Genomic DNA, 22,757 nt, shown 5'->3' with positions numbered 1-22,757 from the left:
ATCGGTTCTCCGCCTGATCCGGCTGGGTGTCGGTCGTCCACGTCGCTTCTGTAAGAGAGAAAAGCAATGACTGGCCTGGATCCCTTCATCGAACGTTCCCGGATTGCCTATATTTCCATGGAAATCGCGATCAAGCCTGAGATCCACACCTACAGCGGCGGCCTGGGCATCCTGGCCGGGGATGTGGCGCGTTCGTGCGCGGACCTCGAATTGCCCGTGGTTCTCGTTACCCTGGTGAGCAGAGAGGGCTATCTCCGGCAGGAGATCGCTCCGGACGGTCGGCAGGTCGATCATCCGGACCCATGGATTCCAGCAGACTGGGCGGTCCCGCTCGATGCGATGATTGCAGTCGAGATCGAGGGTCGGCCGGTTTGGACCCGCGCCTGGCTCCATGTCGTCGAAAGCCCCCTGGGGGGCGATGTCCCAGTTATCCTGCTGGACACCGATGTCGATCAAAACAACGCCGATGACCGCCGGATCACCGATAGGTTGTACGGCGGTGATGCCGTCCACAGGCTGAGGCAGGAGACGGTCCTGGGCATCGGCGCCGCTCGCATGCTGCGCGCCCTGGGCTTCGAGATTGAGTTCTACCACCTCAATGAGGGCCATGCAGCGCTCCTGGCCGTCGAGCTTCTTCGAAGGACCCCCAATCCCGTCGCCAATGAGCGGCCGGACGATTGCCCATCCGACGCACCCTTCGACCAGGACCTGTGTGCGCAGTGCCTGTTCGATGTCGCCCATGTACGGGCACGATGCGCGTTCACTACCCACACGCCCGTCGAGGCCGGACACGACCGGTTCGACTACGAGGACGTCAAACGTGTCCTTGGCGACTTCATCCGCATCGATCAGCTGCGGCTGCTGGGCGGTCCGGACCTCCTGAACATGACCAGGCTGGCTCTGAACCTGAGCGGCTACGTCAACGGCGTCGCGCGACGACATGCGGAAACGACGAGACACCTGTTCCCAGGCTATCGGATTTCGGCCGTCACGAACGGAGTTCACCCCGCCACCTGGGTTCACCCTGGCCTTGCCCGTCTTCTCGATGGAGCCGTGCCGGGCTGGGGCCTCGAACCAGAGCTCCTTGTCCGGGCGGACCAGTTGCCGAATACCGAGGTCTGCGCCGCGCATCAGGAGGCCAAGCACGCCCTCCTTGAAGAGATACAACGTAGAACAGGAGTGGCGATGACGCCCGAGCGGCCCCTGATCGGTTTCGCCAGGCGCATGACCGCCTACAAGCGTCCGGATCTCCTGTTCGCTGACCTTGAGCGTCTGCGTTCGATCAGTCGTTTGTTCCCATTCCAGCTGGTCATGGCGGGAAAGGCGCACCCGCGGGACGAACCGGGAAAGCAGCTGATCCAGGAGATCCACGGCCACATCCGCGACCTAGCAGGCGACATCCCGATGACGTTTGTTCCCGGCTACGACATGGAGTTCGCCCACGCCCTGGTTTCCGGCTCGGACATCTGGCTGAACACCCCGCTGCCGCCCCTCGAGGCGTCCGGGACCAGCGGCATGAAAGCAGCGTTGAACGGTGTCCTGTGCCTTAGTACGCTCGACGGCTGGTGGCTGGAAGCGTGCATCGAGGGTGTGACCGGCTGGGCGATCGGCGACACCGCGCTCGGCACGGCAGGTGACGACGCCGAGGAGCTTTACGTCAAGCTGGAGCGCACCGTGCTTCCCCTCTGTTACGGCGACAGGGATCGGTGGGTTTGGATGATGAAACAATCCCTGTCCAAGATCGGAAGCTATTTCAACAGCCACCGGATGATGAAGAGCTACGCCGTCCAGGCTTACTTCGCGAGGCCGTAATGAGAGATAACCCGCGTGACGGTCAGGCCGCCCAGATGGAACTCGTTGGCTGCCGCATGATGCTGATTGACGGCTATGTGGTCGAGAGCCACGTCTTCGCCTCGGCGGTCAAGCGACTGCTGGCAGAATGCTCTGCCATTTGGGGCAACTCGCTGCTCGGCATACCGGCCGGCTCACCGAGCATGGAAGGACCAAGGATAAGGCCACTCGTCACCTCTACCTTCGGCGACAGCGGCGAACCGCAGATGTTCGTGATCGGATGACGCGGCATCGATCTGTGATATGGATGTGGAGTGCCGCACTGGCCCTCCTCGTCGCCGGAGGCGCAGTGGCCTGGATCCTGATGCCGGGCGGCGACCGGGCCGATCCGACCGATGCCGCCCAGGTGACGCTGGGCAAGGCCGTCTATGTCCAGCATTGCGCGTCGTGCCACGGAACCAACCTGGAGGGTCAGCCGGACTGGCAGTTGAGGAAGCCCGACGGAAAGATGCCCGCGCCGCCGCACGACCAAAAAGGGACCCGTTAGAATGAAGCAGAGATCATAAAGCATGGTTTTGCCTTCACAACAATTCCTAACAACCACCGATGCACTTCAAGGTAGCGATTTCCTTGTCGGCTTCAATAATCAGTTAAGTTCAGGCCATCCGCACTCCCGGTGCACAAGCACCAAGCCCCTTTTTCCAAGTCATGCTCCCTGAGTGTTGTGCAGCCTCCAAACCCAGGTGGCGCCAGCAGGTCAAGGCCCGGCCCCACATTAGGCGGATCTTCTGTAAGCGTCATCTGCTGACCACGTTGCCGAGAGGATGGTCGCGCGCGACACTGGTGGGATGGTTTCCTGAACGGGAGTTGTATCAGGCTGCCTGAACTGTCTGGCGACCGGCCTGCTGAGTCTTCCAGGTCCACGGTAGCAGACAGTCGAGTTGATGGGCCTTGACGTCGCTGGACACGATGCGCTCGAGCACATCCTTCAGGTATTCGAACGGATTGAGGCCGTTCATCCTGGCGCTCTGGATCAGCGAGGTGAAGATCGCCCAGGATCGGGCGCCGGAGTCCGCCCCGGCGAACAGAGCGTTCTTCCGCGTCGTTGCCACGATCCGATGCAGGCGCTCGATGCTGTTGGTGTCCAGCTCGACCCGGCCGTCGTTCAGGAAGACGCACAGGCCGGCCCAGTGCCTCAGCATGTAGCGGATCGCCTTGGCCACCGGCGTTGGGGGCCCTCCACCCCAACGTCCCGGAGACGCGTGCCAATTGCTCCTCCAGGTAGACCTTGAGCGCCTCGACCTTCGGCCTGCTTCTGTCCTGACGAACCGTCCGCCGGACATCAGGCGGCTGCCCCCGGATCTCATCTTCGATGCGGTACAACTCAGCTATCCGCCGGAGCACCTCGCCGGCGATCGGCGACTGGCTTGACTGGTGAATTTCGAAGAACTGCCGACGGCTGTGTGACCAGCAGAACGCGAGGGTGACGGCGCCCGCACCGTAGCCGACATTGAGCAGCACAACGATCCACAGCGCCTGCTTGTGGCCGGGTGTGATGTGGCTGAGGTCCTTGGGCAGCTCGTCGTCATCGTCATCCCTTGCCGCCTGGGGGCGGGCGACGTCCAGCCGGTCGAGTTGGTAGCTGAGGCCGGCGACCGCGCGTTCGATTTCCGGCAACCGCTCGCCATTCACCAGGCGCAGCGTCATGATCTGCGAGGCGATGGACACCTTCACATCCTCCACCCCGCCGACCCTCCGAGTCTCCTTCTCGATTTTGGCGGCGCAGGATGGGCAATCCATCCCGGTGACGCGGTAACGGACGGTTTCAGGTGGGGAGCTGGTGGTGGCAGTCATGACACCCGTTATATCAGCAGCTGGTGATACGATGAAGCATATCAGTGGCGACCCATATGTCGAGCTGTTAAACAAGGTGCATGGCGTCAGAAACTGTAATCCGCACCTCTCAACTCCAGGCCAAGCTGTTCCGTGGGCTGGCCGATCCATCGCGTCTGGCGATCCTCCAGGTGCTGCGTCAGGGGCCGCTGCATGTCAGCGCCATCGTGACAGTAACAGGCCCTTCGCAGCCCAACGTCTCGAACCACCTGCGTTGCCTGAGCGAGTGCGGCCTGGTAAGCGCCGAAACGCGCGGTCGGTTCGTGCATTACCGACTCGGCGATGAGCGGATCGAACAGCTGTTGCGTTTGGCCGATGAGCTGCTGGCAGACACGGCGTGCGGCGTGCGCGTCTGCGGTAATTATGGCGAGCGGGAAACAACCAGTTAGCCGCCTTACGCCTCACGGTGACAACGCCTCGATGATCCGGCAGTCCGAAACCAGCCCGCCGCGGCACTGGTGGGCGAGCCTGTCGAGTTCCGCCCGGAGCCGCTCCAGATCCGCGATCTTGCGCTCAACCTCGCGCATCTGCTCGACGACCAGGGCGTCTACCTCGCCGCAGGGCCGGTCTGGCTGGTCCGACAGGGCCAGCATTCGGCGCACCGCCTCGATCGGGAACCCGAGGTCGCGTGCCTTGCGGATAAACGTCAGCCGCCGGACGTGCGTGTCGCCGTAGACGCGGTAGTTGCCCGAATTACGCGCCGGTTCGGGCAGCAGGCCGATCCGCTCATAGTAGCGGATGGTCTCGATATTCACGCCGGTCAGCTTGCCCAGCGCGCCGATGGTGTGATCGTCCGACATGATTTTTTCCGACATCTCCCCTTGACCCTGTAGCTGCTACAGGGTCCATGTTTAGCACACTCAGGCGGCGGCGGCATCCGCCTTCCGATGTTCACGGGGAGCACCATGCTGGACGAGGCACACATCGGGCAGGTAGCGGCGGAGGGCAAAAGCGCTCTTCGCTACAAGGTAGCGGGCATGGACTGCCCGAGCTGCGCGACCAAGATCGAGACGGCCGTCGGCCGCCTCCCGGGCATCGAGGACGTCAGCCTGAGCTATCACTCCCAGGTCCTGAAGCTTCGGCTCGACGAGGCCGCGACACCCCGTGAGCGGCTGGAGGGCACGATCCGGAGCCTCGGGTTCGGCATCGAGGACATGGACCGCATCCGGGTGGTGGCTGAAGGCGAGACGGACACCGACGTCCCGGCTCCCGCGACGCAGCCGTGGTGGTGGACGCCCAAGGCCCGACTGACCGGCCTGATCGGGCTCCTCGTCGCCGTGGGCTTTCTGGTTTCTTGGTTTGCCCCATCTCTGGGGGATTATGCCCTGGTCCCCGCCGCCCTCGTGGGGCTAGTTGTGTTCGGCCGTCGAGCACTGGCCCTGGCCCGCGTTGGCTCGCCTTTCAGCATCGAGATGCTGATGTCGATCGCCACCGCGGGAGCACTCATCATCGGCGAGACGGCCGAGGCATCGATCGTCGTCCTGCTGTTCGCCGTCGGCGAGCTCCTGGAGGGTGTTGCGGCGGGCTCAGCCCGGTCCGGCATCGAAGCGCTGACAGCACTCGTGCCACGAACCGCCCTCGTGATCGACGGGGAGATCGCCCGCGAGGTTCCGGCGTCGCGCCTGGAAATTGGACAAGTGGTGCTCGTCCGGCCCGGTGATCGCGTCCCAGCCGACGGCGAGGTCGTCGATGGCGAGTCCGACGTGGACGAGTCCCCGGTCACCGGGGAGTCGGTTCCCGTTCCCAAGCAGGTCGGCTCAGCGGTCATCGCGGGCGGCATCAACGCAACCGGCGCACTGCAGGTCCGGGTAACGCGGGCGGCGGCTGACAACACCATCGCCCGCATCATCCACCTCATCGAGGAAGCGCAGGCGTCCAAGTCGCCGACGGCGCGTTTCATCGAGCGGTTCAGCGCGCGGTACACGCCCTTCGTCATCCTGGTCGCGGTACTGACCGTGCTGGTCCCGCCGCTCGCCTTCGGGGCGGACTGGCACACGTGGATCTATCGCGGCCTGGCGCTTCTGCTGATCGGGTGCCCGTGCGCCCTGGTCCTCTCCACGCCGGCCGCAATCACCTCCGGCATCGCCGCCGGCGCGCGGCGCGGCCTGCTCATCAAGGGCGGTGCTGCCCTGGAGACGATCGGCCGCGTCGGCGCCATCGCCTTCGACAAGACCGGGACGCTGACGCAGGGACGGCCGCAGGTGACCGACCTGGTGTCGCTGACGGGGAACGAACGCTCACTGCTCGGGATGGCGGCGGCCGTGGAGAACGGCTCCAGCCACCCGATCGCCCGGGCCATCCTGGACCGGGCAGCAAGCGATGGCATACCGCTCCGACCGGCACGCGGGCAGAAGGCCCTTCCAGGACGGGCAGCGCAGGCCGTGGTTGGCGGGAAGCTCATCGAGGTCGGCTCGCCGCGCCACGCGGTGGAAAGCTGCGGCCCGGGGAACCTTCCCGCCGACCGCATCACCACCCTGGAGGACGAGGGCAAGACCGTCGTCGTGGTCCTGGCCGACACACAGCCGGTGGGCCTGATGGCACTGCGCGACGAACCGCGGCCCGACGCTTTGCGGGGCATCGCGGCACTCCGGCAACTCGGCGTCCGCAGCGTCATGCTGACCGGCGACAATGCCCGAACCGGGCAGGCCATCGGACGGAAGCTCGGCATCGAGGTCAAGGCGGATCTTCTGCCCGAGAACAAGCTGAGCGAGATTGCGGCCCTGAAGGTCGGGGCACCGGTCGCTATGGTTGGAGACGGCATCAACGACGGCCCGGCGCTGGCGGCGGCCGATGTCGGCATCGCCATGGGTGGCGGGACCGACGTTGCTCTGGAGACCGCGGACGCCGCACTGCTGGGCAACCGGGTCGAGGGGGTTGCCGACCTCATCGCGCTGTCCCGCGCGACGATGACGAACATCCACCAGAACGTGGCCGTCGCCCTGGGCCTCAAGGCCGTGTTCCTCGTCACCACCCTGCTCGGTGTCACTGACCTCTGGCTCGCCATCCTGGCCGACACCGGGGCCACCGTGCTGGTCACCCTCAACGCCTTGCGGCTGCTCCGCCGGGCGAAGTGAAGGAAGCCGCTATGACGAACTCTGAAAACGCCGCAAGCAGAAGGACTGGCCTATGGCTGGCGCTGGCGATTGCCCTCCTTGCGGCGGCCGCCGATCAGGCATCCAAGCGGGTGATCCTTGAGCATGTCATGGATCCTCCGCGTCTCATCGAGGTGACCCCGTTCTTCAACCTGACACTTGGCTTCAACCGCGGGGTCAGCTTCGGGATGCTCAGCAGTGACGAGGCGCTCGGCCCCTGGCTACTGGTCGGCCTCACCCTGGGCATAGTGGCCGCTCTCATCGTGTGGGCCCGCCGTGTCGGCAGCCGGATCGAGGCCGCGGCCATCGGCGGCGTCATTGGCGGCGCCATCGGCAACGTGATCGACCGAGTGCGTCAGGGAGCGGTGACCGATTTCCTGGATTTCCACGCGCTCGGCTGGCACTGGCCCGCCTTCAACCTGGCCGACGCAGCCATCTTCTGCGGCGTCGCGGCATTGCTGCTGCATTCGTGGGCTGCTGATCGTGCCGCCGACAAGAAGGTCAACGCGCAGCCGCTGTGCACCCGCATTGAGAATGACAAGAGCGAGGCATGACAGCCGGATTGCCCCAGAATAATAAGACTGTCCGATACCGCGTAACCAGAATGAACTGCCCGCCGTGCGTGGCCAAGATCGAGGGCGCTGAGGCGCGCACCAAATTTCAAGGCACAAGCGCGGGAGCCTGACGGAGGAATTCAATGGCGCATCCTATCCCTGATCTGATTCAGTCCGTGCTGCGGAAAGATCCGATACTGCGTTTGCAGCACCAGCGGTTGATCAACGCGTGCGTGAACTTCGTCACCGCAGGCGGGCAGCCACAGGATGGTATACGTGGCTGACCGGCAGAAAGGCGGCCTGCTCGCAACCGCGCTGCTGGCCTCACTGGTCACCGCCTGCCAGCGGCCGAATGCGGTGGATCATGACGAGCATAAGGCCGAGTTCGCTATGGCATCTTATCACGTGTGCATGATCAACCAAGCCGAAGCGCTTGTCGCGAACCGTCGGGATCTGGCGGGTCCGGAGATTGGCGGCATTATCGCCGACGCGGAACAGGCCTGCGCCGATGACTTCGAGAAGAGCCGACGGCACCTCATCGGGTTGAATGGCGAAGGCGCGGGCGAGCGACTCGCCAGTAACTTCAAACGCGCCATCCGGTCTGACACAAGAAAGGCCATCCACGAACTTACGGCCCGGAATGCCAAAGCTTCTATGTGAGTGCGGCCTCCCGGCCCCGATTGCCCGCTCAATCCAGGAGAGCAAGAGTGATATCCTTTGTCTCAGCCATTGCCGTATCGATTACCATGCTCACCCCGGTGGCGTACGCCGCCGAGGTAACCGCAGGTGCCCTGGTTGTCGAGCAGGCCTGGGCGCGCGCCACCACACCGTCCGCCAAGACCGGCGCCACCTATCTGGAGGTCAGGAACACCGGCCCCGAGCCCGACAGCATCCTGTCCATGGAAACGCCGGTTGCGGGCCATGCCGTGGCCCACCAGACCAGACAGGAAGGCGACGTTTCGCGCATGAGCGAGGCTGGTCCGCTCAGTGTCCCGCCTGGCGGCGCGCTGGAGATGAAGCCCGGCGGGACGCACATCATGCTGATGGATCTCAAGGGCGGACTGAAGCTCGGCCAGCAGTTCCCGTTGACCATCACCTTCGAGAAGGCCGGACAGGTCGAGGTCCCGGTCAAGGTCGGCAAGCCCGGCGCCATGGGACCGGAGTGAGGATGCCATGGCCAACCTGAGAAACCTCCGCTTCTTCCTGTGGGCGCTCGTCGGCATGGTCGTTATCTCGGCCGCCTTGCTGACCTGGCTGGTATCGCGCGACGTACCATTGCGCGAGGGCTTGGTCGAACCCGGTCGTCCGATGGCCGAAGGAGCTGACTGGCGGCTCCTGGACGAGACGGGCAGAGCCTTCACGCCCGATGACTTGCGGGCCAAGCCAACGCTGGTGGTGTTCGGTTTCACGCACTGTCCCGACGTCTGCCCGACCTCGCTGTCCTACGTGGCGAGCACGCTCCAGGCGCTCGGCCCGCAGGCGGAGGCGGTACGACCCTTGTTCGTGACGGTCGATCCGGAGCGCGACACGGCCGACGTCATGGCCGAGTATACCGACCTGTTCGATCCGCGCATCGTCGGCGTGACCGGCGCCCCGGATCAGGTCGTTGCCGCCCTCAAGAGCCTGGGCGCCTATTCGCGCAAGGTTCCCCAGGACGACGGGGGCTACACCATGGACCATACGGCGACGATGCTGCTGCTGGACGATGAGGGCCGTCCGCGCTCGACCCTCGACATCCACGAGAAGCCGGAGGTCGCCGCCGGCAAACTCCGCCTCCTGCTTGAGAACTCATGAACCGGAAGACGGGCCAGAACCCGTCGCCAGATCCCGATAAACCAACCAGCCCCTCTTGGAGTTACCCGATGCCCCTGAACCGAACCCTTCGCGCCGCCGTCCTGGCGGCCTCGTGCCTGTTCTCCGGCGCCGCCTTTGCCCAAACGCCGACTGTCCCGCAGACCGCCACAGCGCCCCGCGCGCTGGGCAGCCCGGACGCGCCGGTCGAGGTGATCGAGTATGCCTCACTGACCTGTCACCACTGCGCGACCTTCCACAACGAGGTCCTGGCGCAGGTGAAGAAGGAACTGATCGACACCGGCAAGGTCCGCCTCGTCTACCGCGACTTCCCCCTGGACCGTATAGCCCTGGAAGCGGCGATCCTGGCACGGTGCGTAGCACCTGAGCGCTATTTTCCGGTCCTCTCGGTCCTGTTCTCGAAGCAGGAGGATTGGTCCCACGGGAAGGACCCGGTCGAGGCTCTGGCGCGCATCGGCGCACTGGCCGGCCTGTCACGCCCTGCCTACGACGCCTGCCGGGCCGACAAGGCGCTTCAGGACTCCATCGTCCAGTCCCGCTTGGAGGGCGAGCAGAAGCACGGAGTGGAATCGACCCCCTCCTTCGTGATCGACGGCAAGACCTACAAGGGCGTGCTCCCGATCGATGAGTTCAAGAAGGCTGTCGAACCGCTGCTGCCGAAGCCCTGAGTCGCCGCCAGCGAGAGGATTTCGCGTGCTGAGGCTGAGGCGCGGGACATCGAGAGGCAGTGTGATGAGAAACAGGATGACGGCGGGCCTGGGCATCCGAAGCGTCGCGGCAGTGCTCGCCATGGCAGCTGCGTGGTTCGGCAGTCCTGCCGCCGCCGCGACCGGTGAATGGTCGAGCCACGACACCCTGCAGGCCCGGCTAGTCTCGCCCGTGGAGGCTGGCGGCGATCGGGAAACCATTCCGGTGGGCCTGCACCTGATGCTCGCGGACGGCTGGAAAACCTATTGGCGTTCGCCCGGCGATGCCGGTGCGCCGCCGACGGTGGACTGGTCGGCCTCTGCGAACGTCGCCGGGGTGGACTGGCGATGGCCCGCGCCGCACCGCTTCACCTTGTTCGGGCTGGAGACCTTCGGTTATGACCGTGAGGTCGTCTTCCCGCTCGACATCCGGGTCGAACGTCAGGGTGAGCCGGTGGCCCTGCGCGGCCGAGCAGACGTGCTGGTGTGCAGCACCGTCTGCATCCCGGTCTCCCTGGAGATCGCACTCGACCTGCCATCCGGGCCGGCTGCGGCCGACGCCGAAGCCGCCAACCTGGTCGCCCGCTTCGAAGCGCAGGTGCCCGACGACGGCGTACACTCAGGCCTGGAGGTCGAGGCAGCTTCGGTCGAGACCGGCAAGCCGGGGGCCCTGGCGGTTCGCATCGCCTCCAGCAGGCCGATGGTCGAACCCGACGTGCTGGTCGAGGGCGGTGACTGGACGTTCGGCAAGCCGGAGTTCTCATTCGCACCGGATGGCCACGGGGCCACGGCCAGACTGCCGGTCACGTCCGGTCCGGATCTGGTGACCATGCCTGGCAGGATGTTTGTGGTCACCGTGACGGACGGCCCAAGGGCTGCAGAAGCCCGGGTCAGGGTCGCCGCATCAAAGACCGGCGGCACGGGTATTGGTGACTTGGTTCCAATCCTTCTCCTGGCGCTGCTCGGCGGGCTTGTACTGAACCTGATGCCGTGTGTGCTGCCGGTGCTCAGCCTGAAGCTGCTGTCGGTGATCGACCGACACGACGCCGGGCGTCGTCGCGTGCGGCTGGGCTTCCTGACGACGGCCGCGGGGGTCGTGACCTCCATGCTCCTGCTGGCGGGCATGCTCATCGGCCTGAAACTTGCGGGATCCGTCGTCGGTTGGGGCGTGCAATTCCAGCAGCCGCTGTTCCTGGTGGCCATGGCCGCCGTGCTGGTCGCCTTCTCCGCCAGCCTTGCGGGTGGTCTCGACATTTCCCTGCCATCCCGTTTCGCCACGGTCCTGGGGCGCGCGGGCGGGAGCGGACATGCCGGCGACTTCGCAACCGGGGCCTTCGCGACCCTGCTGGCGACGCCGTGCTCGGCCCCGTTCGTCGGCACCGCCGTGGGCTTCGCACTGGCGCGCGGTCCGGTGGAGATCCTGACCATCTTCGCCGCACTGGGCGTCGGTCTGGCATCGCCCTACCTGCTGGTTGCAGCCTTTCCACGGCTGGTCAGCCTCATGCCGCGGCCCGGTCGGTGGATGGCCACGCTTCGCCGGGTGTTGGCCGTAGCACTCCTCGGGACCGCGGCATGGCTGCTGGCGGTGCTGGCGGCCCAGACCTCCTGGCAAGCCGCCTTCGTCATCGCAGGCACCCTGGCCGTGCTCGGCGCGGCACTGATCCTCCGGAACCGCCTCGGCTTCCCGGCGACGCTGGGGCTGGTGGCGGTGTCGCTGTCCGCCGCGGTGGCGTCCCCGGCGATGATGGGCAAGCCTGCGGAAACATCCGTGACGGCGACGGCATGGGCACCATTCGACCAGGCCGAGATCGGCCGGCTGGTCGCACAGGGAAGGACGGTGTTCGTGGACGTGACGGCTGACTGGTGTATCACCTGCCAGGCGAACAAGTCGCTGGTCATCGACCGGGGCGAGGTCGCGGATGCGCTGACGGCCCCGGGCGTGGTGCCGATGCGGGCCGACTGGACGCGTCCCGACCCACGGATCTCGGACTACCTGGCCCGGAACGACCGCTACGGCATTCCGTTCAACGCCGTCTACGGACCCGGCGCGCCGAGCGGGATCGTCCTGCCGGAACTCCTGTCAACAGAGACCGTCCTTGAGGCGCTTGGGCGAGCACGGGGCGCTTCCACCCTGAATTCACAGAACATCAAGGGCGGTCTTGAGGTGAACGCTTCCGACGATGCGCCACAAGCGCGATGAGAGAACACGGATGAACACGGATATAGAAACGCACAATCAGAAATCCCCGAGTGGCACAAGCCACGGGCATGATCACGCCGATCATGACCACGACGGTCAGGGACACCCGAGCGGCCTCGAACAGGACCATGCGCCGCACGCGGGGCATGATCACGCCTCACATGTCGGACACGACCACGGTTCGCACGCCGCACACGAGCATGGTCCCGGGGGGCACAGTCACGCGGTAACGACCAGCAGCGAGCGCAAGGTCCTGTGGGCCATGGTGCTGACCGGCGGCTTCATGTTCGCCGAGGTCGTCGGCGGTCTCGTCTCCGGCTCGCTGGCCCTGATCGCCGACGCCGGGCATATGCTGACCGACTTCGCCTCCCTTGCGTTGGCCTGGTTCGCATTCCGTCTGGCCAGACGCCCGGCCGACCTCAAGCGGTCCTACGGTTACCACCGGTTCCAGGTGCTCGCCGCTTTCGTGAACGGTATCTCACTGTTCGTCATCTCGGCCTGGATTACCGTCGAGGCTGTCGGCCGTCTGTTCGATCCAGTCGAGGTGCTCGGCGGGCAGATGCTCGTCGTCGCGATCCTGGGCCTGCTGGTGAACATAGCCGCGTTCTGGATCCTGCATCGGGGCGGGGAGGAGAACCTGAATGTTCGCGGAGCCGCGCTCCACGTCCTCGGGGACATGCTGGGATCGGTCGGCGCGATCGCCGCGGCCCTCATCATCCTGTGGACAGGCTGGACTCCCATCGACCCGATCCTGTCGGTCGTGGTCGTTCTTCTCATCCTGCGCGGCGCCTGGAGGGTGACCAAGGAGTCCGGGCATATCCTTCTGGAGGGCACGCCAGACGGCATCGACAGTGCGCGTGTCGGCGCCGCCGTCCGCTGCGTCGCCGGCGTCATCGACGTCCACCATGTTCATGCCTGGTCGCTCACCAGCGAGCGCCGGATGATCACTCTGCACGCGGTCGTGGACGAGGCAGCGGACCAGAACGAGGCCGTTGCAGCCATCAATCACGCCTTGAAGGAGCGGTTCGGCTTCGACCACGCAACCGTTCAGGTCGAGCGCGGAGCCTGCGCGCATGGCGAGGATTGTCGCCAGTCCTGAGCTCCCGGCCGTCTGGGTGCCCGCAACGGTGCCCCGCTACGGTGCGCGGACGCATGAGGATGCTCCGCTTTGTCAGACGCAAGGTGCCGATGCCCTGGACAGCGGCCTGGACGAGCAGAAAGAGAAGCATATGCCGGCATCGCGTGAGCAGTACCTCTTGAGCCAGATCAAGGCTCGCGAGCGTCGCCCGGAATAACGTTGAAGCCGGACGCCAACCTTTCATGACCATGAGAACTGACCCAATGACCCTTACCGTTGCATCCCCGAAGCAGAGCGTGCCTTGGAGGCGGCGGATGGTTCTGTTCATGGCGGCGTCGGTAGCTTTTCTCTTCCTGAGCTTCGTGCTCGTCAGCATCCACGCTTGGTTCTATACCGACGCCGCAGTGCGGGCGGCGCATGTGGGCACGCTTCAGTCGCTGCTCGCCAGCGACGAACCTGCCAGACCGAATTCGGATCTGGCCGGGCGTGTCGTCTACGTTCGAGGGACCGCAGCCGCCAGTCAGCCGATTACCGACACCAGTCTGGGCGTCACCTTCGAGCGGGCGTTGGCCGTCCAACGTATCGTGGAACGCTACCGCAGCGGGCGTAAAACAGGATGGATCCCCGAGGAGACGCAGTACATACCGTCGCCCGGCGCGCGTCTAGACGGTTGGGCTTTGACCGAGGCGCTCCTTGCTGCGGCGCCCTCGGCGCTGGAGACCTTGCGCCCGGGTGAGGATTACCAGCCGCCCACGGGCATGGTGCTCTCCGACAGCGACTCCTATGGCGTCTTTCAACCAAGCGGCAAAGCTCAATCCTCCGATCCCGTGTACCGTCCGGCGGCCGGCGACCGTCGGGTTGTATACCGGGTGTTGCGGGACGGTCCCTTGAGCGTAATCGCCGCGGTTGACAAAAGCGGCCACGGACTGGTCCCGCTTCGCATGGACCAGGACGATCTGGCGCTCGTGGCGAAGGGGAGCGTCGATGCCGCGGCCATAATCGACGATGCATTGGAGGACGCCAACGCAGCGCGTGTCGAGGCAACGCTCTGGGCGCTTGCCGCCGGGTGGGCGGTGTTCATGATCCCGGCATTCTGGGCACCAATGCGGCGCTGGATTGGCCTGACCCTTGTCCCCCTGGCCGGTGTCATGGCGACACTCGGTGCCGCTATGGCCGCGGCCGTACCGGGTGGCCTCGGGGGCAGCTTTTTCGCTGGTCAGGCCGTTGCGACCGGCTACGTGCTGCTGGTCGGGCTCCTTGCCTGGCGGCGCGGCACCCTGCGCTGATCCGCATGCGGGGCGCTCCGATGGAGCGCCGGAGACGAAGCAGATAGACTATGCTTGTCCATGCAGAGCAATGTTAAGCCTCCTACCTGTAGACCGAAGCCGTCAGGGGTGAAGGATGTCAAACCTACTGCCGGATGAGCAGTCCCGGAGATTGAAGTCGAAGAACAGGGCACTTTTTGTCGTCCTGCTTGGGTTGGCCGCCCTCCTGTTCGCGGTCACCTACGTCCGCATGTCCGAGGTCGAGGAGCGGCGCCATGAAACCATGGCCGAACCGCACCGCCCCTCGCTCCCGCCGGGAACCGGCTCCGGCCAGTGACCCTGGTTCAGCCTTCGTCAACCAGATCGGTGAGGCGCTTGGCGAGGTTTTCCGGCGTCATGCTGGGATAGATGTATCGAACCACCTGGCCATTCTTGTTCAGCAGGTAGATGTGCGTGGTATGCGCCATCGCCATGTTGTGCAGCCGCGTTGCGTCGTCCGAGGCGGATCGGATCCTGATCCGCTGGCCCGGAGTCGTCTCTCTTGGGGTAGTGGTCTTGGCTTGGGCTTCAGTCGTGCTGCCCGCGGTCTGCACGGCTGCTGCGCCCTCATGAGTCTGCCCGGAAGCCGCCTCATGGGAGGTCTGGGGACTCTCCGCTCCACTTGCGTGGGCGCCGCCGCTGTGAGCTTCGGCCTGCTCCTCGCCTTCCTTGGCAACCTGGTTCTGTGTCACATAGTCCCGGCGAACCCGGAACTTGGCCGCGATGTCGTAGATCTCCCCGCGGGTTCCGGACAGGCCGATTAAGCGCGGGTGCTGCTTGGCAACGAAGGCGGCGAGTTCCTTCGGACCATCGTTGCGGTCATCGACACTGACCATGGCGATGTTGATCTGATCCGCTTTGTCGCCCATCAGATCGACCGCCATGCCGAGCTTGGTGCCGATGATCGGGCAAATGTCGCCGCACTGCGCATAGCCGAAGTAGAAGGCGGCAGCCTTGCCCTTGAAATCGGCCAGAGTGACTTTGCGGCCCGTATGGTCGGTCAGGCTGAAGTCACCGCCGAGCTGCCGCGGCTCCGGCCAGCCGCTATGAGCGCCGTAGCCGCTGCCGTGCCCGGAGCCCTGGCTGCCCGACTGGGCTTCCTCGGGGTTTGCCTGTTCGGAAGACCCATGTCCCGAGCCGTGTCCGCCGCCGGCTTGCGGCTCAGCGGCCTGGACGGCTGCGCCGTGAGCGCCCTGGTCCTGGGTTGCGCTAGCGGACATTGCCAGAGTGCCGAAGTACAATGCCGTGCCGCCCATCAGGAGGGTCGCCAGGACCGCCGCCCGCCCGGAGCTTTTCAGAAAAAATTTGGTCCGCATGGTCAAAAGACCCTCTTCTCAGGTGGCGATGATCTTGGCGACGGCCGTCCCGTCGAAATGCCGCTTGTTGGTGATCCAGTGATGGAAATGGCCGGTAATCCTGTGATCACCCCTCGGGATGTTCGGGATCCAGAGGGCATAGCGCTGTGCCACAGCGATCTCGAGCCGGGTGTTCGCGGCGAGCTTCCTGGGTCCCGCGAAGGCACCTTTGGCCCGGTTTACCCGAAGCGGACGACCATCGACCTCGACGATCCAGGCATCGACGGGGAGCGTCACGTAGAGCCGGCTGTAGGAGGCGTTGGCGAGACGGACCAGCACGTTCTTGCCGGCCTGGGTCGTGGTGACAGTCCGCCTGTCGATCTGCGACAGTCCGTTGTGGACGCCGTTGATCAGGAAGTACGTCGGATTGAACTTGTCGAGTCCGACGTCGTCGCCGCACATACCGGCGTTGTGGTCGAGCTTGTGCCACACCGGATCGACGTCGTCGAACACCAGGATCGACTCCGCCCCGTAGGGTGCTCCGGGGGTGATGCCGGGGGTCAAGTCACCCGGCAGGGGATCGTAGAGGTAGTTCGGGTTCCTCGTGTCCGAGGGTTTGGTGAGCGGATCGACGATGAGCACGCCGTACATGCCCATCTCGAAGTGCAACACAGTGTTCTTGTGGCAGTGGTAGAGGTACGTGCCGGCCTGGTGGGCGCACCACTGGTAGACGTAGCTGCTCTTGACCTCGAACGAGGTGTGGCCGACGCCGTCGTTCATGGGCGTGGGTTCGATGCCGTGCCAGTGGATGGTGTGGGCGCCCTTGGTCGGCTTGAACTCGCAATGGAAGATCTGGCCCTGCTTGACCCGGATGATCTTGGACGGCCACGGCGAGTCGCTGCCGGAGATATCCGGATCCTTGAAGCCCCAGAACTGCAGCTGCGAGCCGTCCTTCATATCGACGTTCCAGTCGGCGACCTGGCGGCGCACGAAGACCTGCCGGTTGGTCCGGTCAGGCGTCGCGGGATCGTCTTCGAACGGGTGGCAGCCGAAAGTATCGAACTCGAGGGGATCGAAAATAGGGCGGTAAATGATTGTCATTGATAACCTCCAAGGCCAAGCTGACCGGACAGATCTCGATCCCTGAGCCTGTCCTGACATCCATCACAGTGTTTTATGGGCACATATCTGCCGGACGGCGGTGCAACCGTGACCACCGGAACGTTGCCGATGTCTCCGCCCGGATGCTCAGCTGGTTACCAGTGGCCCCTCGATTTCCCAGTCCGTCATCAAGCCCATCGGATAGGAGCCGCCGGCGGAAGTCTGGGAGATTTCGTTGTGGCAGTGCATGGGGTACTGGAGAGGGTATTTCTCCTGCACCATTTTCCAGGGCGCGGGCGGCAGGTCCGGCGGGGTGGTGAAGGGAAGCAGGACATCCTTGATCATCATGGGCGGCATGAGCCAGACGTCGTGTTCGTAGATGTCCTGCTGATAGACGGGAACGCCATTGGCGTTGCTCTGGGTCAGCACGAAAACATGGTTGCCGTGAATGTGCGGACAGTGCGTCGCCAGGCCGGCGTTCATCGTGCGCAGCAGCGCCGGCTCGCCGACATGCCCGGTCGGGCACGTGGCCTTGTCATGCGCCGCGTCCATGCCGCACAGGCCGTTGATCGTGAAGTAGCGGGGATGGAATTGCTCCTGGAACTCCGATGCCGAGAGTACTTCCCCGGCGGCAATCCGGCGGCACATGACCGGGTCAATCTGGTTGAAGATCCAGACATACTCGCGTCCGGCCTGCCAAGGTTTGCCAGGGAAGCGGGCCGGTTTGCCGTCGATGGTTGCCTCGCCGAGCGCCGTGAACAGCGACTTCATGTTCGTCGTTGCGGTTCCCGGCGGATAGGGCATCGGTTTCTTCCTGACTTTGCCGTCGGCATAGCCGTTCGCCGGTTCCACGATCAGCGCGCCGTGCAGGCCGAGCACGCGGTTGACCGGAGCGTTGTCGCCGTCCACGTAGAAATAGGTTCCCGGCTTCGTTGCCGTGAACTCGACCCGAGCCTTGTCTTCGCCGTCGCCCTCACTCGGGGCTAGGCCGACGATGGCGGACATGTTCTGGCCCAGGATCTGGAAGCCGTGAGGGCGGGAACTGGAGTTCCGGATGTCGATACGGACCGTGTCTCCCTGCTTAACCCGGAGGATCGGGCCCGGTATCGACGGCGGCTTTCCTGCATGGGCGAACGCGTACATCGGCACGGTGCTGCCGTCGATCAGCTCAACATCAACGTCAACGATTTCCAGGTCGAAATCGGCGTCATCGCCGGTTGGCAAGTCGCCAGGATCGGATGTCTGCGCAGCAGCCAAGGACGTCAGGGAAGCGGTGGCCGTGGTGAACACAGCAAAGACACTGCCATACTTCAAGAATTGGCGCCTACGCATCAGACAGCACTCCCTGTTTCGAAGGCAAAACTTGTAAACGCACCAAAATTGGAAGGCTAGATAAACTTTACCGTTCCATTTCAAACTACACTTCCGTACTAATCCTAGTTTAAATCTCAAATTGACAAATTTGGATTGCGCCTAACACTTGAAAACATAGCGCGGCAGTATGCTCGACATCCCGAGCATCCAGCTTCATTCATTCTAAATGTGGCCTTCTACTGTATCTCTGCGAGGCTGATATCTGCGGATGTGTTCACTTGCGCCCTTTGCGATGTTTTCGGGAGCATGACGAATCGGCCCATACTCATATTCCGCATTGTCTGGTATTAATTCTTCGGAGGGCAAAAATTTCCAAAGCTAAGTAATCCCATGACGGCACTATCGCCAAATGATGCGAGGATACCGGTCATTCCGTGCCCGAGGTCGGCCCAGCTTGCGCCGCTTCCGACAGAGTGGGAGTACCCTGAAGTTTGAGGGCCAGATCCCCCGAGGCGATGACCTCGACACTCTCAGCAGTCGCTCGGCAGTTGGCTGCGGCTGAACCGCAGGGGAAAGCGGGACATGGTCTGGAACCGGAAAGCTGAGACGGAATAAGTTCGAGGCTCAGCCGTCTTCCTGAGGATTTCTCGAACCACAGCAAGAAGCTCGGCATGTCACGGATAGCAACCAACTCCCAGCGCCGCATTGCCGCGATCGCCTTTGCTGTCCTCCTGACAGCCGGGACGGCCATGGCTCACGAGGGAGCGACCGGCGTGGTGGCCCAGCGCATGGATCTCATGAAGCAGATGGGCCAGCACATGAAAGCGCTGGGTGCCATGCTGGCCGGCAAGACCGCGTTCGACCAGGAAACGGCGCGGCGCCTCGCGGAGACCATGCACCAGCACTGCGAGCATGTGATGCACATGTTCCCGCCCGGCAGCGACGGTCACCACACTGAGGCTACCGAGGCCGTTTGGGACCGCCGCCCGGAATTCGATGTGCGCATGCGCAGCTTCGATGCCGCCGTCGAGGATCTGGTGGCCGCGGCAGCCTCCGGCGAGAAGACGCAGCTGCAGTCCGAGTTCAAACGGGTAGGCCAGGAATGCTCCGGATGCCATGACGGCTTCCGTCAGAAAAAGTAACAATGCAAACTGAACGCTGGGATGATACGGAAACAGCATGGGCTGCGTGGACGGATCATGGTGAAACAAGGCCACTTAATCGAAAGCGGGAGGCAGGCCGTTCGGCTGAAGCCGCTGCTGGCGGCGGCCTTGTTACTGTTCCGGCTGCTGTTGCCGCTCCTTCCAGTTGCCTCCGCCGAAGCCGGTCACGAACACCGGCATACCGCCCATGAAACGCAGCCATCCAACAGCCAACCATCGGGAAATCGTGACGGAGCCGATGGACATCATGAGGTTTGTCATTTCTGTCGGTTCCAGGAAGCGCTGCTCCCGCCGCCCTCATCCGTCCCCGTTATTGCCCGGACGCTTGCCCCGACTGAAGCACCCTGGTCCATGGTTGCCCGCGATTGGGTGCCCTCCCTCGATTTCCTGATCATTGCCCAGGCTCGCGCTCCTCCCCAAAGCAGCTGATCTCGAGATTTCAGCCGTTTCAGAAACCGCCTGTCCCACGCTGGGCGCGCTGGGCTGGCCCGCATGGATGTCCGCATCCATGCTGGAGGAGTGATTCAGATGAACAGGATCAGGATGGCCGCGCTGGCGGTCACGACGACGCTCGCCATGACCGGCGCGGCGATGGCACATGTCACGCTCGAAACCGCCGAGGCACCCGCCGGGAGCTACTACAAGGCCGTGATGCGGGTCGGTCACGGCTGCGAGGGTTCTCCCATGCGGGAGATGCGGGTCAAGGTGCCGGACGGCATGGTCAGCGTGAAGCCCATGCCGAAGCCGGGCTGGGAGGTCTCGACCGTGATCGGCAAGCTCGCAACGCCGTACGAGAGCCACGGCAAGACCATCACCGAGGGCGTCACAGAGGTTCGCTGGACCGGCGGCCAGCTGCTCGACGAGCACTATGACGAGTTCGTGTTCCGCGGCCAGCTGCCGAACTGCGTGACATAGTGCATCCCTCCTCTCACAATCCTGGCAGGCGCATCGTTTCATCTCTATGATAATCAATAAGGTTTTTCGGGCGCCGCGCCTTAATCTCGTTCACGCCCGTTTGTAGGGCATCGGTGTCCAAGGCGGCGGCTGGAATGTGCCAGGGAGCCGAAGGGACAAGCTGGGTTGCCGGCAGGGCCCCGCGTTGGATGAGGCGATGCACGGACGGGATGGAGATGCCGAGCCGCTTCGCCGCTTTCTCGGCCGTCAGCATCTCGGGACGGGGTACTGACGGATCGAAGTCGGGAATGCCAAGCCGTTCTCGTAACAGCCGAACCTTCACGGTCGTCCAGGTCTCACCGTTTTCGCTCCGGCACTTCATGCGGTTCAGCGTGACGGAGATCTCATGGTCTGGCCAGTGACCGGAGAGCTGACGCACGACCTCGACGGCTCCGGGATTTCCCTTTTCCTGCCGGCCCTCTATTCTGCGACGCGGGACGCGCAGTTCGGTGTGACCGCCCCCAACCCAGTGGATCCGCAGCACCGCCTCGTGTGCCGCGTCGTCGAGGTCAATCACCACTTCCTCCACGAGCAGCCGGGTCAAGCGCTGCCGGGTCCGCGCGTCCGCCGTCGGTGCATTCCAAGCTGCGGACAGGTTGTGAGCCAGTCCCAGGAGCGCCGCCTTGTCCACCTTCGGGCGTGCCGCGGATCTTGCCTCGGCTTCGGCAATCCGACGTTCAATCTGCGCCACCCGTTCCAGCGCGGTATTCCACCGAGCTTCCAGTTCCCTCACGACATGGCGCTTGCCCGGGTCCACAAAATCGTACCGGCGTGCGGCCAACGATGTGTCATAGCGGGCCGCTTCCAGTTCCCGTTCCAGGGCCGCCCGCTCCTCCGCCCCGGCGGCGGATGCCTGGTCGGCGGCGAGCAGGGCGGCCTCCACCGCACGGGCAGACACGGCCTCCAGCATCTGGGCCACGATCGCCCGATCGACACGGACGCCACCGATCCCGATGCACAGGCCGACACCGACGTGGGCGTCGTCTCCCCGGCACTGGTAGCGGTGGGCATGCCCGGATTGCATACCGTAGAACACCCGCATCCTGCGGCCGCAGCGTCCGCACCGGACCAGTCCCGTCAGCAAGGCCCGCCCGCCCCGGCCGGCCTTGCGAGAGGCGCGCTTCTGCATGTGGGCGTTCTCTTCCAGCATGCGCTGATGTTCCTCGAACTCGGCCCAGGTGATATAGCCTTCGTGGTTGTCGCGCAGCAGGGCGTTCCATTCGGTGCGTTCCCGTCTGTGCCCAGTGGTCTTGCGAGCCCGACCCTCAATGACCCGTGTCCTGCTGGCTGTCCGGCCGAACACGTATGCGCCGGCATAGATCGGGTTGTTCAAGACTTGGATGACCGTGTGATAGGCCGGCGGCTGCCAGAGGATCTTGCAGGCGGTGAGATTGCGCCGCACGACAGGAAGCGACAGGTCGGTTGCCCGCGCCCACAGAAAGACCTGGCGGGCGCTGCCCAGTTCGCGGAACTTGCTGAACAGCATGCGGATCGCGCCGGCGACACGCTCATCAGGGTCAATTTCAATCCTTCCGGCCTCGTTCCAGCAATAGCCGGGCGGCAGGGTGAACTGCAACTCGCCCCTGCGAGCTTTGCCATCCCGGGCCTCGATGCCGCGCTGGCGCAGCAGGCTGAGTTCGTACTCGGACATGGTGCCCTTCAGGCCAAGCAGAAGCCGGTCGTTAATCAGACAAGGATCGTAAACCCCGTCGGGATCAACGACCAGTGTTCCGGCCAGAGCGCAGAGGTCAATGAGGTGGTGCCAATCCCGACCGTTGCGGGCCAGCCGTGAGGCCTCGATGCAGTAGACTGCGCCGACCGTGCCGGCGCAGACCACTGCCACCAACTTCTGGAATCCTGGTCGGGCTTCGAGGCCGGACCCGGAGCGGCCAAGATCCTCGTCAATGATCATGACATCGACAAATCCCACCGCGCGTGCGGCATCGGCCAGGTCATACTGCCGACGGCGGCTTTCCGTGTGACTGGCTACTTGTCCGGGTGAGGACTGGCGGACATAGACCGCGGCACCGCGGCCAGGATGGTCAGCGGTGATCTTGGGGCTCACGGCCGTCCTCCCTGTCCTCGATGCCCAACCGGGCGCCCACGGCTTCCAGGAGAAGGTCCGCCAGCACCTGCACGACCTCGTCCGGAACCACGACGTCCGGGGGAGGAACATTGAGGTTCAGCGAGAACTGGGTCAGCGGTCGTGGTCGTCTGGTCATCGGCAGCCTCCTCGGTGAGGGATTTGTCCGATGGTGTGTGATCGCCAGCCGTGTGCCGCAAATCCGAGAGAACTGCCGCCAATGCACCAAGGGCCGTGATGGCGGCCTGTGGCGGCCCCAACACCGCCATATCAAGGCAGTACGCCGCGTCGCACATCCAGGCCGGTAATTCCCGGGCTGTTCCGGAGCGCTCCTCAAGCCAGATGACCGGATGGCCGCTGCGTGCTGTCCGGTTTACTACCCGGAGGGTCTGCCCGTACAGCGGGTGCCACGGATACTCGACCCGCGCCGACTCGAA

General features: G+C 64.4%; 24 protein-coding genes and 1 pseudogene. 17 read left to right on the top strand and 8 right to left on the bottom strand.

The window, feature by feature from the left end; translation table 11 throughout:
• The first annotated feature begins 66 nt into the window (after positions 1-66).
• From glgP to IGS68_RS26645, 3 genes are read left to right on the top strand one after another with little or no spacing between them, the layout of a single operon-like run.
• Complete coding sequence (glgP, locus tag IGS68_RS26655; protein ID WP_201075817.1) at positions 67-1,812, top strand: alpha-glucan family phosphorylase; 1,746 nt, start codon at positions 67-69, stop codon at positions 1,810-1,812.
• Positions 1,812-2,075, top strand: a complete 264-nt coding sequence (locus IGS68_RS26650) for a DUF411 domain-containing protein (RefSeq protein WP_201075816.1) — start codon at positions 1,812-1,814, stop codon at positions 2,073-2,075. Before glgP ends, IGS68_RS26650 begins: the two co-directional genes overlap by 1 nt.
• Positions 2,076-2,098: 23 nt before the next feature.
• Positions 2,099-2,338 (top strand): c-type cytochrome, encoded by a 240-nt coding sequence (locus IGS68_RS26645; RefSeq protein WP_201075814.1) that lies wholly within the window; start codon positions 2,099-2,101, stop codon positions 2,336-2,338.
• Positions 2,339-2,663: 325 nt separating this feature from the next.
• Here the strand turns inward: IGS68_RS26645 and IGS68_RS36060 are convergent, their stop codons facing one another.
• Both IGS68_RS36060 and IGS68_RS36360 read right to left on the bottom strand, forming a co-directional pair.
• A complete protein-coding gene (locus IGS68_RS36060) occupies positions 2,664-3,014 on the bottom strand; it encodes an IS66 family transposase (protein WP_201075812.1) in 351 nt (116 codons plus the stop codon).
• A 91-nt stretch (positions 3,015-3,105) separates the two neighbouring features.
• Positions 3,106-3,591, bottom strand: a pseudogene (locus IGS68_RS36360) (IS66 family transposase); the annotation flags it as partial.
• A gap of 134 nt (positions 3,592-3,725) precedes the next feature.
• On the opposite strand from IGS68_RS36360, the gene IGS68_RS26625 reads away from it, so the two are divergent.
• Positions 3,726-4,073 carry an ArsR/SmtB family transcription factor gene (locus IGS68_RS26625; protein ID WP_201075810.1) on the top strand — a complete coding sequence of 116 codons (348 nt, stop codon included), beginning with the start codon at positions 3,726-3,728 and terminating at the stop codon, positions 4,071-4,073.
• 12 nt (positions 4,074-4,085) lie between these two features.
• Here the strand turns inward: IGS68_RS26625 and IGS68_RS26620 are convergent, their stop codons facing one another.
• Positions 4,086-4,484: a MerR family transcriptional regulator gene (locus tag IGS68_RS26620; protein ID WP_201075808.1), complete on the bottom strand. Its 399-nt coding sequence runs from the start codon at positions 4,482-4,484 to the stop codon at positions 4,086-4,088.
• Between the two features lie 105 nt (positions 4,485-4,589).
• Here IGS68_RS26620 and IGS68_RS26615 point away from each other — a divergent pair, with 105 nt between their 5' ends.
• The 10 genes from IGS68_RS26615 to IGS68_RS26570 all read left to right on the top strand — a co-directional run bounded on the left by IGS68_RS26615 (position 4,590) and on the right by IGS68_RS26570 (position 14,708).
• Positions 4,590-6,758, top strand: a complete 2,169-nt coding sequence (locus IGS68_RS26615) for a heavy metal translocating P-type ATPase (protein WP_228435196.1) — start codon at positions 4,590-4,592, stop codon at positions 6,756-6,758.
• A gap of 11 nt (positions 6,759-6,769) precedes the next feature.
• Entirely contained in the window at positions 6,770-7,330 is a 561-nt protein-coding gene (gene lspA, locus IGS68_RS26610; protein WP_201075805.1) for a signal peptidase II, read from the top strand.
• Positions 7,331-7,606: 276 nt separating this feature from the next.
• Complete coding sequence (locus IGS68_RS26605; RefSeq protein WP_201075803.1) at positions 7,607-7,990, top strand: hypothetical protein; 384 nt, start codon at positions 7,607-7,609, stop codon at positions 7,988-7,990.
• A gap of 86 nt (positions 7,991-8,076) precedes the next feature.
• Positions 8,077-8,496 carry a copper chaperone PCu(A)C gene (locus tag IGS68_RS26600; RefSeq protein ID WP_203098143.1) on the top strand — a complete coding sequence of 140 codons (420 nt, stop codon included), beginning with the start codon at positions 8,077-8,079 and terminating at the stop codon, positions 8,494-8,496.
• 7 nt (positions 8,497-8,503) lie between these two features.
• The gene (locus tag IGS68_RS26595; RefSeq protein ID WP_201075799.1) at positions 8,504-9,124 is read left to right on the top strand and encodes an SCO family protein; all 621 of its coding nucleotides are present in this window, start codon (positions 8,504-8,506) and stop codon (positions 9,122-9,124) included.
• Positions 9,125-9,192: 68 nt separating this feature from the next.
• The gene (locus IGS68_RS26590) at positions 9,193-9,810 is read left to right on the top strand and encodes a DsbA family protein (RefSeq protein ID WP_201075797.1); all 618 of its coding nucleotides are present in this window, start codon (positions 9,193-9,195) and stop codon (positions 9,808-9,810) included.
• A 76-nt stretch (positions 9,811-9,886) separates the two neighbouring features.
• Entirely contained in the window at positions 9,887-12,028 is a 2,142-nt protein-coding gene (locus tag IGS68_RS26585; protein ID WP_201075795.1) for a protein-disulfide reductase DsbD family protein, read from the top strand.
• A 262-nt stretch (positions 12,029-12,290) separates the two neighbouring features.
• Positions 12,291-13,127 carry a cation diffusion facilitator family transporter gene (locus tag IGS68_RS26580; RefSeq protein ID WP_247881097.1) on the top strand — a complete coding sequence of 279 codons (837 nt, stop codon included), beginning with the start codon at positions 12,291-12,293 and terminating at the stop codon, positions 13,125-13,127.
• A gap of 293 nt (positions 13,128-13,420) precedes the next feature.
• Positions 13,421-14,392 carry a TMEM43 family protein gene (locus IGS68_RS26575; protein ID WP_201075791.1) on the top strand — a complete coding sequence of 324 codons (972 nt, stop codon included), beginning with the start codon at positions 13,421-13,423 and terminating at the stop codon, positions 14,390-14,392.
• A 115-nt stretch (positions 14,393-14,507) separates the two neighbouring features.
• Entirely contained in the window at positions 14,508-14,708 is a 201-nt protein-coding gene (locus tag IGS68_RS26570; protein ID WP_201075789.1) for a hypothetical protein, read from the top strand.
• A 7-nt stretch (positions 14,709-14,715) separates the two neighbouring features.
• Here IGS68_RS26570 and IGS68_RS26565 read toward each other — a convergent pair whose 3' ends face one another.
• The 3 genes from IGS68_RS26565 to IGS68_RS26555 form a co-directional block, all read right to left on the bottom strand.
• Entirely contained in the window at positions 14,716-15,726 is a 1,011-nt protein-coding gene (locus tag IGS68_RS26565; RefSeq protein WP_228435541.1) for an SCO family protein, read from the bottom strand.
• An 18-nt stretch (positions 15,727-15,744) separates the two neighbouring features.
• Positions 15,745-16,806, bottom strand: a complete 1,062-nt coding sequence (locus IGS68_RS26560; protein WP_201075785.1) for a multicopper oxidase domain-containing protein — start codon at positions 16,804-16,806, stop codon at positions 15,745-15,747.
• Positions 16,807-16,953: 147 nt separating this feature from the next.
• A complete protein-coding gene (locus IGS68_RS26555) occupies positions 16,954-18,120 on the bottom strand; it encodes a multicopper oxidase domain-containing protein (protein WP_201075780.1) in 1,167 nt (388 codons plus the stop codon).
• Between the two features lie 671 nt (positions 18,121-18,791).
• On the opposite strand from IGS68_RS26555, the gene IGS68_RS26550 reads away from it, so the two are divergent.
• The 3 genes from IGS68_RS26550 (at position 18,792) to IGS68_RS26540 (ending at position 20,198) form a co-directional block, all read left to right on the top strand.
• The gene (locus IGS68_RS26550) at positions 18,792-19,262 is read left to right on the top strand and encodes a c-type cytochrome (RefSeq protein WP_201075772.1); all 471 of its coding nucleotides are present in this window, start codon (positions 18,792-18,794) and stop codon (positions 19,260-19,262) included.
• A gap of 21 nt (positions 19,263-19,283) precedes the next feature.
• Positions 19,284-19,712: a DUF2946 family protein gene (locus tag IGS68_RS36355; protein ID WP_201075770.1), complete on the top strand. Its 429-nt coding sequence runs from the start codon at positions 19,284-19,286 to the stop codon at positions 19,710-19,712.
• Between the two features lie 99 nt (positions 19,713-19,811).
• Positions 19,812-20,198, top strand: a complete 387-nt coding sequence (locus IGS68_RS26540) for a YcnI family copper-binding membrane protein (protein WP_201075768.1) — start codon at positions 19,812-19,814, stop codon at positions 20,196-20,198.
• A gap of 13 nt (positions 20,199-20,211) precedes the next feature.
• On the opposite strand, the gene IGS68_RS26535 is transcribed toward IGS68_RS26540, so the two are convergent.
• A complete protein-coding gene (locus IGS68_RS26535; protein WP_201075765.1) occupies positions 20,212-22,302 on the bottom strand; it encodes a recombinase family protein in 2,091 nt (696 codons plus the stop codon).
• Positions 22,280-22,459: a hypothetical protein gene (locus IGS68_RS26530; protein ID WP_201075763.1), complete on the bottom strand. Its 180-nt coding sequence runs from the start codon at positions 22,457-22,459 to the stop codon at positions 22,280-22,282. The genes IGS68_RS26535 and IGS68_RS26530 overlap by 23 nt, the downstream gene beginning before the upstream one ends.
• Between the last annotated feature and the right edge of the window lie 298 nt (positions 22,460-22,757).

It is taken from the genome of Skermanella sp. TT6 (assembly GCF_016653635.2).
In the GTDB taxonomy this organism is placed as follows: domain Bacteria; phylum Pseudomonadota; class Alphaproteobacteria; order Azospirillales; family Azospirillaceae; genus Skermanella; species Skermanella cutis.
Note: the sequence above shows the minus strand (reverse complement) of the source record. Positions and strands in the feature narration are given on the sequence as shown.